The sequence below is a fragment of the Shinella agrisoli genome (genome assembly GCF_046557955.1).
Lineage (GTDB): Bacteria > Pseudomonadota > Alphaproteobacteria > Rhizobiales > Rhizobiaceae > Shinella.
The window spans coordinates 54,876-66,821 of record NZ_JBJIEP010000014.1; the positions used below are offsets into that span (position 1 = coordinate 54,876).

The following is an 11,946-nucleotide window of genomic DNA, read 5'->3' on the forward strand; positions in this document are numbered from 1 at the left end:
GAATTGAGTGTGCTGCCCTGCGGCGCAGGCCTTACGTGAACATCAGGAAGATGAGCGCGCCGTTACGGCTTCCCGCAATGTGGTTCGTTCCCGGCTCCCGGACGACGAAGTCGCCTTTCACGTAAGTCTGGTTCTGGTCGTAGAAGTCTCCCTCCAGCACGAGGAGGTGCTCCATACGGTCATGCGAATGGCTTTCGGCGTAGGCGCCCGGCTCGACCTTGATGATGTAGGCTTGCCGCCCGTCCTCGGCGTTGAGCAGTTCCTTTCCCAGGAACCCCTCACCGCCGCCATCACCCCAAGACAGAGCCTCGCTCGAAACGACGTGGAAAATCTCCTGCGAAGGACGATTGCCCGATGCCGGCTGCATCAGATCAGACATCACATTCCCCTTTGCCAGCCTATGTTTGCCGTGCTTGTGAGGCTTATTTCAGCGCCCGCAACGCCAAGCGTCAACGCGAATTCGCATCACCTTGACATAACCGTGGATTATCGGAAAACATAGCGAGGTGGAGTTTCCTATGACAAAGTTCCGGACTCGCCTGCCCCCTTTTGCCGCTCTGGTCGCCTTCGAGGCCGCCGCCAGGTTGAAGAGTTTCACCGGCGCCGCCAACGAGCTGGGGGTCAGTCAGCCGGCCGTCACGCGGCAGATCCGCGACTTCGAGAACATGATCGGCGCACCGCTTTTCAATCGGCTTCACCGCTCGGTCGAACTCACCGAGCGCGGCAGGGAACTCGCACAAACTTTGACACGCAGCCTTGAGGAGATCGCCGGAGCGGTCGAGCGCCTCCGCGTTAGCCGGACATCCGTCGAGATCAAGATCACGTCCTACGTTTCGTTCTCCAGCCTCTGGCTCGTGCCGCGGATCATGAGGTTCGGGGAAGATCATCCCGATGTCAGCTTCCATACGGTGAGCCAGCATCGTGGCGCGGAGTTGCAGATGAGCTCCGTGGATGTCGCGCTACGATACGGCCAGGGCGGATGGACGGACGGCGAGGTGCATTACCTCTTCCACGACCGGCTGTTCCCGGTCTGCAGCCCCGATTATCTGCGCAGGTGCGGTGGCGAAATCCGGCTGGAGGATCTCTGGCGCCACAAGATCATCGACTGCGACAACCATGGTGAATGGCCGGACTGGCCGCAGTTCATGGCCTATCACGGCGTCCACGGCGAGCGGCTGAACATCGCGCATCATTATACGTATTACACTGACGCGCTGGTGGCTGCGATCGCCGGCCACGGCATCCTCATGGGCTGGCAGTCGCATGTCAGCGACAGGATCGCCGCGGGACAGTTGGTCCGGTTCCTGCCTCACACGATGCCAAGCAAGGACGGCCATTACCTGGTCGTGAAGAATGAGCGGAAGAACCTTCCCGTCATCAAATCGCTGATCAAATGGCTTCAAGAGGAAAGCCGGCCCTATAAGGAGATACCGGTGTGAGACGGTCGTCTGGTCTCTGCCAACGGGTTGGCCGCGGATTTGGGTTCCGCTTATAGCTATGTATGACACTAACGAAGGCATGCCGTTGCCGCTGCTTTTGCTCGTCCCTGGCCCGCGCTGGTGGCGAGTGGCAAGAGATTTGGTCCATAGCCGGTTCACGATGGAGACGAGGCGGCACGCAAAGGTTTTCCGGCGATTTCTCTCGTAGGAGTGAGCCATTTCAAAAGGCCGGGCAATAAAAAAATATTTTCTATAGAATATGTAGACATCAGATGGAACTATTGAACCCTCTCAAAGGAGGGTCCCATGGTTTCGGCAATTCCGTTCAGCGCAACGCAGGTACCGCACGCTTCGCTCGATCTCGAAGCAGACGTTCTCGTGATCGGGGGAGGCCCGGCGGGTGCCTGGGCGGCGATCTCGGCGGCCGGGCGCGGCGCCAAGGTCGTTTTGGTCGACAAGGGCTTTTGCGGCACGTCGGGTGCGACGGCGCCATCAGGGACCGGTGTCTGGTATGTTCCTCCGGACCCGGAGCGACGCGCCAAGGCAATGAACAGCCGCTGGGATCTCGGCGGGCGGCTTGCCGACCCGGCCTGGATGCGGCGGGTGCTCGACCGAACCTATCAGAACGTCAATCATCTCGTCGAATGGGGCCATCCCTTTCCGACCGGCGTGGACGGCGAACAGGTACGCACCTCGCTCGACGGGCCGGACTACATGCGGCTGATGCGCAAGCGCGTGAAATCAAGCGGTGTGCGCATCCTCGACCACAGTCCGGCCCTTGAGCTTCTGCGAGACGCCAGCGGTGCCGCTGCCGGCGCAGCGGGCATACGCCGCCAGAAGGGCGATACCTGGGCGGTACGGGCCGGAGCGGTTGTCATAGCCACAGGCGGCTGCGCCTTCCTGTCCAAGGCCCTCGGTTGCGACGTGCTGACAGGCGATGGCCACCTCATGGCCGCCGAGTTCGGCGCGGAGCTGTCGGGAATGGAATTCTCCTCGGCCTACGCCATGGCGCTGGAACATGGGTCGGTCACCAAGACGCGTTTCTACGACTGGGCGGAGTTTACCTTTGCGGATGGCTCACCGGTGCCGGGTGCCGCATCGAAAGGCGGGCGCTCCAACATCGCCAAGGCGCTGGGCGCGGGCCAGGCGGTCTACGCTCGGCTGAATGCCGATCCGCAGGAGCAAGCCGCGATGCGCCATGCGCAGCCGAATTTCTTCCTGCCGCTCAACCGCCTCAAGATCGACCCGTTCAAGGACCGATTCCCGATCACGCTTCGGCTGGAGGCGACGGTGCGGGGCACCGGTGGCCTGCGGATCGTCGACGAAGGCTGCGCCACGACCGTGCCCGGCCTCTATGCGGCAGGCGATGCGGCAACCCGCGAATTGGTCTGCGGCGCCTTCACCGGGGGCGGCAGCCACAATGCGGCATGGGCCATGTCATCCGGCTTCTGGGCTGGCGCCTCGGCCGGCGAATATGCACGCCAGAAACGCGGACGTGCCCGTACGGTCATCCGCGCCGGCAGTATCGGCGTTGCGGAAAACACCGGCGATCGCATCGACGCCGCGGCGCTCATCCGGAACGTGCGCGACGAGGTGCTGCCCTACGACCATACATATCACCGCCATGCGGACCGGCTGAACGAGTCGCTGTCGCGTCTCGACGGCCTGTGGGACAGCCTGCGCAACGCGGACGCTGCGGAACGTGCCGATGCCGTGCGCACCCGCGAAGGCGTCGCCATGCTCGCCACCGCACGCTGGATGTACCGCTCGGCGCTGGCGCGCACCGAGAGCCGCGGCATGCACAAGCGCGAGGACTTCCCGTCCCGCGACGAGGCACAGCGTCATCATGTCGTCAGCGGAGGCCTTGACGAGGTATGGACGGGCATGGCTCCGGTGAACGGCCCGGCGCATGAGGTTCTGGCGGCATGATCGAGTTGATAAGCTCCAGCCGCTGCACCGGCTGCAACATCTGTGTCAACGTCTGTCCGACCAACGTGTTCGATATGGTCAAGGGCGACGTGCCGGTGATCGCCCGACAGCATGACTGTCAGACCTGCTTCATGTGCGAGGTCTGGTGTCCGGATGACGCGCTCTATGTCTCTCCCGACGCGGACCGGCCGACAGGAGTGACGGAATCGGACATCGAGCTTGCCGGGCTTTTCGGCAGCTATCGCCGGGATGTCGGCTGGGCCGAGGGCGGACGGCGCAGTCCCTCCCCTGAAATCATGGCGCGACTGCGCGGTTGACATAAGCCGCGGTCAGCGACCAGCGGGCATTTGCTGCGTCTCAACGACGTCGGAAAGGATGATGACAATGACAATGACACGCAGAACGCTTCTGAGCGGACTTGCCGGAACGGCAGCCTTGACGCTCGCAACCCCCTCAATCCTGCGGGCGCAGACGAAGGTCGAGGTGATCCGCCTGGCTGGTCCGGGCAATGCGGCCGGCAGGCCCTACGGCTCCGGCTCGATAGGCGTGCTGCGCGCGCTGGAACTGCTCGAAAAGGAATTCGAAGCCGACAATATCCGCATCGAATGGCAGTTTCCCCGCGGCACGGGGCCGGCGATCAACGAAGCCTTCGCCAACGGGCAACTCGATTTTGCGAGCTATGGCGGCCTGCCGAACATCGTTGGGCGCGGCGCGGGCGTGCCCACCACGGTGATCTCGGGGCAAGGCAACTCACCGACTTATATCGGTGCGCGCCCGGCGGCGAACATCAAGACGATCGCCGATCTCAAAGGCAAGAAAGTCGCTTTCCAGCGCGGCACGATTTTCGAACTCTCGCTGTCGCGTATTCTCGAACAGGCCAACCTCAAGAACGCCGACGTCGAGATCTACGATCTTCAGGGTGCCGACCAGGTCTCGGCGATCCAGTCGGGCGACGTTGATGCGCTGCTCGGCCAGGGCAACACGGTTCTGGCGCTCGTGGACAAGGGGCTGGTCGAAGTCGCCTATACCACCAAAGGCAACCCGGCGCCGGGCGCCACGTTCGGATCGTTCACGGTGCATGAGCAGTTCCGGGCGAACAATCCGGAGATTACCGAGCGCGTGCTGAAAGCCTTCGTCGAGGCCTCGCACTTCGCCAGCCAGGAGGAGAACCGGGACAAGCTGTTCGATATCTGGGCGCTGACCGGCTCGCCGCGCGAGACCTATGTGAAGGACTACGAGGGGGACCTCCTTGCGGATCGCAACTCGCCGCTGCTCGACGACTTCTATCGCGGCAACATCAAGGCGGGGCTCGATTTCACGTTGGAACAGCGGCTCGTGCGCCGCCCGTTCGATATCGACCAATGGATCGACGACAGCCTGCTGAAGAAGGTCATCGCCGATCTCGGCTACCAGTCGGTCTGGAAGCCGAGGGACATCAACGGAAAAGCGGTCGGCTGACGGCAGCGGGACCGCGCTTCAGCAACCTTGAACGCAGCAGGGAGACCGGCGATGTCCGACATCAGCTACAAGATACCGCTGGCACCGGGTGCCGGCGAGCGCGCGTCGGCCTGGCGACCGGGCTGGTTGGGACGAGCATTCTCGCAGGTGTGCGCGCATGCACCGACCGTCGCGCTCGGCCTGGCCGTGCCGCTCGCGGTGCTCGCGCTGTGGTCCTACGCCGTGCAGCAGCAGTGGTTTTCGCCGCTGATCCTGCCGGCACCCTCGCTCGTATGGGACACCCTTTCCGACCTCGTCGCCACAGGCGAATTGCAGAGCGAACTGCTGGTCAGCTTTGGTCGGGTCCTGGCCGGGCTCGCGGTCGGCGGCGGGCTCGGCTTTCTGTTCGGCATCGCCTTCGGCCTATGGCGGCCGCTCGACATTTATGTCTCGCCGACCGTGCGGGCGATCTGCCTGGTACCCTCGCTTGGCTGGCTGCCGTTCTTCATGCTGCTGTTCGGCATAGGCGAGGCGCTGAAAATCATCCTGATCGCCAAGACCTGTTTCCTGCCCTTGATGGTCTCCTCCTATGAGGGCCTGCGCAACCGGCCGCGCAAGTTCGACGAGGTGGCCGCCGTGCTGGAGCTCCCATGGGCGACGCGCGTGCGCCGGGTGATCCTGCCATCGATACTCCCCTCCATCCTCACGGGCCTGCGTCTGGCGCTTTCCAAGGGGTGGAAAGCACTGATCCTCGTCGAGATGATCTCATCGGCATCCGGCATCGGCTATCTCATGATGTGGGGCCGCAAGGCTTTCCAGCTCGATGTCGTGTTCTCCACCATCGTGGTGGTCGGCCTCGTCGGCTGGCTGCTCGACTGGGCGCTGCTGAAGGGCCAGCATCGGGTCACCGGCTGGTCGTTCAAGACTGCGGGTTGATGCCATGAGCAACAGTACCACCCCCATGCGTCACGACAGCCACCTGTTCTGGAAGGCGCTTGTTCTTCCCGCGCTGCTGATCCTCGCCTGGAGCGCAGCCGATGCAGCGGGGCTCGCCAACCGGGATCTTTTCGTTTCACCGATGGAAGTACTGACGGCCGGCGTCAACGGCGTTCTCGACGGCAGCTTGTCGGGCGCCACTGCCGCCACGCTGCTGCGCGCGCTATCCGGCTGGTTGATCGGGGCGACGGCAGGGCTTGTCTTCGGCGTGCTGCTCGGAACGTCGGGACTGGCGCGCGGCCTGTTCAATCCCACGGTCAACAGCCTGCGCCAGATCGCGCTCTTTGCCTGGATCCCGCTGCTTTCGGCCTGGCTCGGCAATGGCGAAACGATGAAGATCACGCTGATTGCCCTCGGCGCCTTCTTCCCGATGGCGCTCGGTGCACAGGCCGGTTGCCAGAACGTGCCGGATGGCTGGCGCGAGGTCGGCCGCGTCCTCGAACTGAGCCGGCGCGACACGCTTCGCTCGATTGTCCTGCCGGCTGCCATGCCTTCGATCGTCGCGGGCGCGGAACTCTCCCTCAACGTCGCCTGGCTTGGAACGTTCGGCGCGGAATATCTGATCGGTACCGGCTATATCAACGGCATGGGCGACGGGCTCGGCGCCTATCTCGCCGCGGCGCGCGAATATGCGCGCATGGACCAGGTCCTGCTCGGCGTCTTGTTTCTCGGGCTGATCGGCGTGACGCTCGATCGCCTCGTTATCGGTTTCTCACGGAGGGCGATCCCTTGGCACAGGCATTGAACGCATTCGACACCGGCTCAAGCCGGTTGCCGCCGCCTCCGGCGCGTTCCGGCGCGGTCAGGATCAACCACGTATCCCGCACATTCCAGGTTCAGGGCCGGGACGTGCACGCGCTGGACGATATCTCGCTCTCGATCCGGCCGGGCGAGTTCCTGTCGATCGTCGGCCCGTCGGGCTGCGGCAAGTCGACCCTTTTGCGATTCTTGGCGGGTCTGGATAAGCCCGACCGGGGTACGATCACGGTGGACGACACGGAGATTTCCGGCCCCAGCCTGAAACGGGGCATCGTCTTTCAGGATCACCGCCTTCTGCCCTGGCTGTCGGTGGAAAAGAATATCGGGCTGGCCTTGAGGTCCCTGCCGGGAGCGGCGGCGGAAAAATCCGCCCGCGTCGCCGAGCTGATCGAGCTTGTCGGTTTGCGCGGCTTCGAGTCGGCGCTGCCGCACCAGCTTTCTGGCGGGATGTCGCAGCGCACGGCCATTGCGCGCGGGCTCGCCCCGCGTCCGCCGCTCCTTCTGCTCGATGAGCCGCTCGGCGCCCTCGACGCACTCACTCGAACCCACCTCCAGAGCGAACTGCTCGATATCTGGGAAAGCGAGCAGAGCACAGTCGTGCTGGTGACGCATGATGTCGAGGAAGCCGTCTTTCTATCAGACCGGGTTGTCGTGATGGCGCCGCGTCCAGGTCGCATACGCCGGATAATCGAAGTGCCCGGCGAGCGCCCCCGCCGGCGCAGCGATCCCAATTTCGTGGCGGTACGCGAGGAAATCTCCGAGCTTTTGGCGCACGAGCATTGAGTATCGGCACGCGTTGATCTCGGATGACCCGCCCTTTTCAGGGCCGGTTCGATGTTCTCTCGTGGAGACAGGGCACAGCATCTTAGCAGCTGGTATTCAGCAGCCCCTTGACTGACAGATCGACGCGACCCTTGCAACATCCGCTCAAGGGAAGCGTGGGCATGGTCGTAAAACATGGATGCCGGCTTTCGAAAGCAATGAAGTGCATTCTAGGAGATTCGTTGCCGCCGGTACCGTTTTCGTCAAAATCCTCTCCTTGCCGGCCCGCTGCAATTGGGCCTCAAGGTCTCAGTCCCACCAGACATGGTAGACATTGACGGCGATGCCGAGGTTCGGCGCACCGACCGCCTCGCAGATATCGACCGCGTCACGCACGGTCGTGAGGCAGGAGCGATTCCCGGCGTAGACAGGGCTCAGCGGTTCCAGCGCCAGCCTGACATTGCGTTCGGCCGCGTAGGGTGCGAGGTCCGCGACACGCTCGGCAGCGATCTTCAAGCTGTCGGCAACGCCCTTCGTGCCAGGATGGACATCACCCGTCACAATCGTCAGCACGGCGGTGGCGAGCCCGGCGGCCATGTCGATGGCAGCCCTCGCCTCATCGAAGACCGCCGTCCTGTCGATGGCGGCCGTTCCGACAAGAAAGGGGGTCCGGCAAAGGCCGGCGACAGAGAGGTCCGCCGCCCGTGCCCGCTCGCCGGTCACGACGGCATGCCGGCCGATTTCCCGAGGCCAGAAGATGATCTAGCCGAAACCGCGGGAAGCGCAGGCATCGATCACCCGCTCCGGCTCCCATGCCGCGCCATAGCCCTCGAAATTGTGACCGAGGCTCGCGGTATTGAGCGCGAGCGCCGAATATCGCGCATCGTCACACCCCAAGCTGGGCGAAGATGAAGGCGAAGGAGACTGCCGTGAGAAGAGCTCGTTCCCTCGATGGAAAGGTCGATCGCTCCCATGAACCTCGCGAGGAAAAGTCGTCCGTTCCTGCACCCATGTCCTGAAACTGGTTCGGAAGCCATGGACGTCCGCATCGAAACCCAGTTCCTTCACCAGCTTCGAGAGGGTCATATCCGACAACGGCCGCCCCTTGATCGTACTCGGAAAAACAAGACCTGAACCATCAGCCAGAACCCTGGCATCGGTTAGAATGGAAACCGCACGGGGTGAAAGCGGCACACGATGTGAACGGTTCATTTTCATCCGCTCCGCCGGGATTTCCCATACCTTGTCGTCAAAGTCGAATTCTGACCATTCCGCAAGCCGTACCTCGCTGGATCGGGAGGCCGTATCAATAGCTCCAGCGCCAGTTTGGTCGACATACCGGCGCCTGATTGTCTCACGGTCTCGATGCAACTTGCCACTTCAGAGTAAGGCAGCGCCTTGCGATGCTTCGTCTTCACTTCGACACGAGGCAGCACAGCACGTCTGCCCGCGCCGGATTGTCCTTCCTCATGCCTTCGGCAATCGCCCCTTAAAAACGGCGGAGACGCGGAATACCAGTTTGCGAGCGACTTCGGGCGCTGCCTGTCGAACGGCGAGAATAACCTGCCGGACATCAGCACTCGTCACGTCGGAAACAAGCACGGTCCCAAAACGAGGGAAAACGTGCATCTGAAGCGTCGACAGAATGCCGCCTGGTCTCGCGGATTCTTCCATGTAGGTAAAAGCTCGATGTGCGCTTTCTTCGCGGCCTGCTCAAATGTGAGGATAGCCCTCACCTTGCGCCTTTCCGCCAGAGAATCGCCCCCTGCATATACAAGCTTGCGATTTGCAAGAGCCTTCTCCCGAGCCTCTGCCAACGAGATCAATGCCGGCGAGCCGAGATCAAGCTCAGGCCGCTTGCCTCGGGGGCCGTCGAAGTACTTTCCCGGCCTTTGAACGGTCCGGACGAACTGAGCCGTAAGGGTCTTGGTTGGGCTTGTGATTCAGGTGCGCCATATGCTTGTGATCGACCACCTCTTCCCCAATAACTTGGGATCGCCATGAACGATAGCAGAACATGACAGGCAACAAAAAAGGGGGATTAGTTATATTTTACAATCTGTTATAGACGCCCCCTGCTTTCCTCGGAAAAGCCGCTCGCGCTTGCCAATGCGCCATTTCAGAGCGGTGAGGGCGTGAGTTTCGGCAGGACGAACTTTTCGCCGAAAAGGTGCAGCCACAGGCGTTCGAGGATATAGCCGTAGACGGCGATGCCGGATACGGAAAGATTGCGCAGGAGTTCGAGGGACTCGGCCGGAACTTCGGCGACGCGCCTGTTGCGGACGGCGAAGATGGCGCCATAGGAGAAGACGCCGAGCGTGTGCCGCGCGGCCTCTTCCGCCAGCCCCTCGAGCTTGGCCAGGCTCAGGAAGTGGCTTGCGATGTTGGTGCCGTCCGGCAGTCCGCCGTGGATGGCGCGATAGACATTGCCCATGCCCCAGGCGCCCTGGTCGATGAAGTCGATCGGGCCCCAGGTCAGAAGCGAGAACCGTTCGAGACGGACGCGCGGACGGCCGAGCAGGCCGCGCTCGTATTCCGAAAGCAGCAGCGGCGGGGGCACCTTCTTGTCGGCGAGCCATTGCCACGACATCGGCTGCAGATCGTCCCAGCGTTTCCAGGTATGCAGCAGCCCGATGAAATCCGGGCTATGCTCGAAGGGGCCGCCTTGGGCATAGACGGTAAAACCGTCGTCGTCCCGCGCCTCCGTCAGCATGTGATGGAGATAGGTCTCGGACTCCCGGCCCTCGTTCGGACGGTCGATGATGCGGGTGGCCCGGCGGATGATGTCCGGTGACTCGATCTTGCCGCCCTTGTTGTAGATGATGACCTCGAAGTCGTCGGGAATCAGCTTGATCCATTCCAGCGGCTCGGAATAGCGGGCAAGTACGACACGGTTCATAGAAGGCCTCCAGCATCAAGGGTGGCTGAAAGGAGGCTGTTCACAACCAAAAGGCCTGGATCGCATCCATCAGTTCCAGCCCCAGCCTATCGCATGAAAATCTTGCTCGTGGCTGGCCGCTGCAAGCCCGCCCGTCGGGCGGGCTTCCCGCCGCATGCGAGCGGCGATTTGCAGCTCGCAACGCTGGCCCGCGCATGGAGATTGTCTATCCCATGTGGCTGAGAAAATCCGCGCACGCCGGACCCCACGTGCGTGCCGAGCCTCCTTGCCGCCTCATCAAGGAGCCTTCCCGAACCTCACGCCTTTGCGGGCACGCCCGCTTCGGCAAGGCCGAGAGCGGCCCGCAGCCTCGCCTCGCTCTCTTCGGCGAAACGCAGGGCGGCAAGATGGCCGCGCGCCTCGTTGCGGGGCGGTATCGGGTCGGCCAGCCGCTCCATGACGCCATCCGCCGTCGCGGCGACATGCGGAAGGTTCTCGACGATGCACAGCCGATGCGCAAGCGATCCCTGGCGCACGACGACCGGGATGCCGAGCTGCGCCGCCCGCCCGAGAATGCCGGAGGCATGGTCTCCGACCGGCGGCCAGAGGCACCAGACCGCATCGCTCGCCGCATAGGTACCGAGCAGTTCGCAATCCGTAATGGCCCGGTCGACAAGCACGCCGCCGGCCTCGCCCAGAACCGCTGCATGCTCGCCCGCATCGGGCGCCACCTTGCCGCAGGCGATGAACTGGTAGCGCGAGCGCAAGGCGGCGGACCGGGCATAGATGTCGACGAAGAGATCGAACCCCTTCTGCGCATTCTGGCTGCCGATCGCCGTCAGCACGAGCCGGCCGCCCGGCCGGCGCTCGCCGCGCAGCAGGTTCACGGCCTTGCGTTCCTCCTCCGTCAGGTCCCAGAGCTGGAAATCGTAGATCCAGCCGTCCGCGATCGACGAGAACGCCGGAAAGACGCTGAAGGGAAGGATGGTGAGTGTCTGGATGGAACGGCAGCGCTTCAATCGGCGCAGCACCCCGCGCCTCCAGCGCCAGCGCCAGCGCGACGAGGCGGCAAGCGGCATCGGACGGAGCAGCAGGCCCGCCGTCCGCCGGCCGGTCAGGGCGCGCAGCAGGCCGACCACCAGGTAAAGGATGAAGGACTCCTCGACCATGACGAACAACACCGGCGCGCGGGAAAGCAGAATATCGCGCAGTCCCGCCCGGCGGGCACCGAACAGGCGCTCCAGCACACGCAGATAGGATGGGCGCCGGCCGGTCTCGCTGCGGGTGTAGACGAGCGGCGCGCTCGGCCTGCCCAGCGCCCTTCCCGTCCGCGCCCATGCCCGCCGGAGCCAAGCGCCGCCCCATGTACCAGGATTTTCCGACCGCAGATCCGAACGCGCAGACGCACCCGCTGCAGCCGGCAGTTCAGAGCCCGCCTGCATGATCTCTTCCCGAAAATCGTCGCAAAACACACCGTCCGGAGCATCCTTGCCCCGAAAGGAACCAGCCGGTGAGCCGGGCTTCCCCTCGACTTACCGTTTCAGCATCTTCTTATTAAAGGTGAGGATACCCTCAGGCACAACCATATCGTTAATATTTAGACTTTAACTTGCTATTAACAAATATCAAGCGGGATTTCACAACCATAGGGAAATGTTCGGGTGCATCGGGCGCATGCGCGACAAGCCAGCTTCGCTCTTTCCGGCCTCGCTTGCCGTGGTGGGCAGCAGGGTCCATAAGACGGGG

General features: G+C 63.2%; 14 protein-coding genes. 7 read left to right on the forward strand and 7 right to left on the reverse strand.

Translation table 11 applies throughout. From position 1 onward, the window contains the following. Positions 1–31: 31 nt before the first annotated feature. Complete coding sequence (locus tag ACIIOY_RS15740) at positions 32–379, reverse strand: cupin domain-containing protein (RefSeq protein WP_411035624.1); 348 nt, start codon at positions 377–379, stop codon at positions 32–34. 127 nt (positions 380–506) lie between these two features. On the opposite strand from ACIIOY_RS15740, the gene ACIIOY_RS15745 reads away from it, so the two are divergent. The 7 genes from ACIIOY_RS15745 to ACIIOY_RS15775 all read left to right on the forward strand — a co-directional run bounded on the left by ACIIOY_RS15745 (position 507) and on the right by ACIIOY_RS15775 (position 7,343). Then, on the forward strand, positions 507–1,439 hold the full coding sequence (locus ACIIOY_RS15745) for a LysR substrate-binding domain-containing protein (RefSeq protein ID WP_411035625.1): 933 nt from the start codon (positions 507–509) through the stop codon (positions 1,437–1,439). Positions 1,440–1,745: 306 nt separating this feature from the next. Further along, positions 1,746–3,368: an FAD-dependent oxidoreductase gene (locus ACIIOY_RS15750; RefSeq protein WP_411035626.1), complete on the forward strand. Its 1,623-nt coding sequence runs from the start codon at positions 1,746–1,748 to the stop codon at positions 3,366–3,368. Beyond that, on the forward strand, positions 3,365–3,685 hold the full coding sequence (locus ACIIOY_RS15755; protein ID WP_411035627.1) for a 4Fe-4S dicluster domain-containing protein: 321 nt from the start codon (positions 3,365–3,367) through the stop codon (positions 3,683–3,685). The genes ACIIOY_RS15750 and ACIIOY_RS15755 overlap by 4 nt, the downstream gene beginning before the upstream one ends. A gap of 73 nt (positions 3,686–3,758) precedes the next feature. Then, complete coding sequence (locus ACIIOY_RS15760; RefSeq protein ID WP_411035628.1) at positions 3,759–4,826, forward strand: ABC transporter substrate-binding protein; 1,068 nt, start codon at positions 3,759–3,761, stop codon at positions 4,824–4,826. A 51-nt stretch (positions 4,827–4,877) separates the two neighbouring features. After that, the gene (locus ACIIOY_RS15765; protein WP_411035629.1) at positions 4,878–5,741 is read left to right on the forward strand and encodes an ABC transporter permease; all 864 of its coding nucleotides are present in this window, start codon (positions 4,878–4,880) and stop codon (positions 5,739–5,741) included. Positions 5,742–5,745: 4 nt separating this feature from the next. Next, positions 5,746–6,546 (forward strand): ABC transporter permease, encoded by an 801-nt coding sequence (locus ACIIOY_RS15770; RefSeq protein WP_411035630.1) that lies wholly within the window; start codon positions 5,746–5,748, stop codon positions 6,544–6,546. After that, entirely contained in the window at positions 6,531–7,343 is an 813-nt protein-coding gene (locus ACIIOY_RS15775) for an ABC transporter ATP-binding protein (RefSeq protein WP_411035631.1), read from the forward strand. Before ACIIOY_RS15770 ends, ACIIOY_RS15775 begins: the two co-directional genes overlap by 16 nt. Positions 7,344–7,631: 288 nt before the next feature. Here ACIIOY_RS15775 and ACIIOY_RS15780 read toward each other — a convergent pair whose 3' ends face one another. From ACIIOY_RS15780 to ACIIOY_RS15805, 6 genes are all read right to left on the reverse strand, one after another. After that, the gene (locus tag ACIIOY_RS15780; RefSeq protein WP_411035632.1) at positions 7,632–8,045 is read right to left on the reverse strand and encodes a sugar phosphate isomerase/epimerase family protein; all 414 of its coding nucleotides are present in this window, start codon (positions 8,043–8,045) and stop codon (positions 7,632–7,634) included. Positions 8,046–8,084: 39 nt separating this feature from the next. After that, positions 8,085–8,693 (reverse strand): tyrosine-type recombinase/integrase, encoded by a 609-nt coding sequence (locus ACIIOY_RS15785; protein WP_411035633.1) that lies wholly within the window; start codon positions 8,691–8,693, stop codon positions 8,085–8,087. Between the two features lie 96 nt (positions 8,694–8,789). Continuing rightward, complete coding sequence (locus tag ACIIOY_RS15790) at positions 8,790–8,996, reverse strand: phage integrase central domain-containing protein (protein WP_411035634.1); 207 nt, start codon at positions 8,994–8,996, stop codon at positions 8,790–8,792. Continuing rightward, entirely contained in the window at positions 8,906–9,265 is a 360-nt protein-coding gene (locus ACIIOY_RS15795) for an integrase arm-type DNA-binding domain-containing protein (RefSeq protein ID WP_411035731.1), read from the reverse strand. The genes ACIIOY_RS15790 and ACIIOY_RS15795 overlap by 91 nt, the downstream gene beginning before the upstream one ends. 176 nt (positions 9,266–9,441) lie before the next feature. Beyond that, a complete protein-coding gene (locus ACIIOY_RS15800; protein WP_411035635.1) occupies positions 9,442–10,221 on the reverse strand; it encodes a hypothetical protein in 780 nt (259 codons plus the stop codon). Between the two features lie 296 nt (positions 10,222–10,517). Further along, on the reverse strand, positions 10,518–11,642 hold the full coding sequence (locus ACIIOY_RS15805; RefSeq protein WP_411035636.1) for a glycosyltransferase family protein: 1,125 nt from the start codon (positions 11,640–11,642) through the stop codon (positions 10,518–10,520). Between the last annotated feature and the right edge of the window lie 304 nt (positions 11,643–11,946).

Excerpts from the sequence above, each read along its gene's own strand:
- ACIIOY_RS15755 (WP_411035627.1), top strand. The coding sequence starts at position 3,365 with ATGATCGAGTTGATAAGCTCCAGCCGCTGCACCGGCTGCAACATCTGT.
- ACIIOY_RS15770 (WP_411035630.1), top strand. The coding sequence starts at position 5,746 with ATGAGCAACAGTACCACCCCCATGCGTCACGACAGCCACCTGTTCTGG.
- ACIIOY_RS15750 (WP_411035626.1), top strand. The coding sequence starts at position 1,746 with ATGGTTTCGGCAATTCCGTTCAGCGCAACGCAGGTACCGCACGCTTCG.
- ACIIOY_RS15765 (WP_411035629.1), top strand. The coding sequence starts at position 4,878 with ATGTCCGACATCAGCTACAAGATACCGCTGGCACCGGGTGCCGGCGAG.
- ACIIOY_RS15805 (WP_411035636.1), bottom strand. The coding sequence starts at position 11,642 with ATGCAGGCGGGCTCTGAACTGCCGGCTGCAGCGGGTGCGTCTGCGCGT.
- ACIIOY_RS15790 (WP_411035634.1), bottom strand. The coding sequence starts at position 8,996 with ATGGAAGAATCCGCGAGACCAGGCGGCATTCTGTCGACGCTTCAGATG.
- ACIIOY_RS15760 (WP_411035628.1), top strand. The coding sequence starts at position 3,759 with ATGACACGCAGAACGCTTCTGAGCGGACTTGCCGGAACGGCAGCCTTG.
- ACIIOY_RS15800 (WP_411035635.1), bottom strand. The coding sequence starts at position 10,221 with ATGAACCGTGTCGTACTTGCCCGCTATTCCGAGCCGCTGGAATGGATC.
- ACIIOY_RS15740 (WP_411035624.1), bottom strand. The coding sequence starts at position 379 with ATGTCTGATCTGATGCAGCCGGCATCGGGCAATCGTCCTTCGCAGGAG.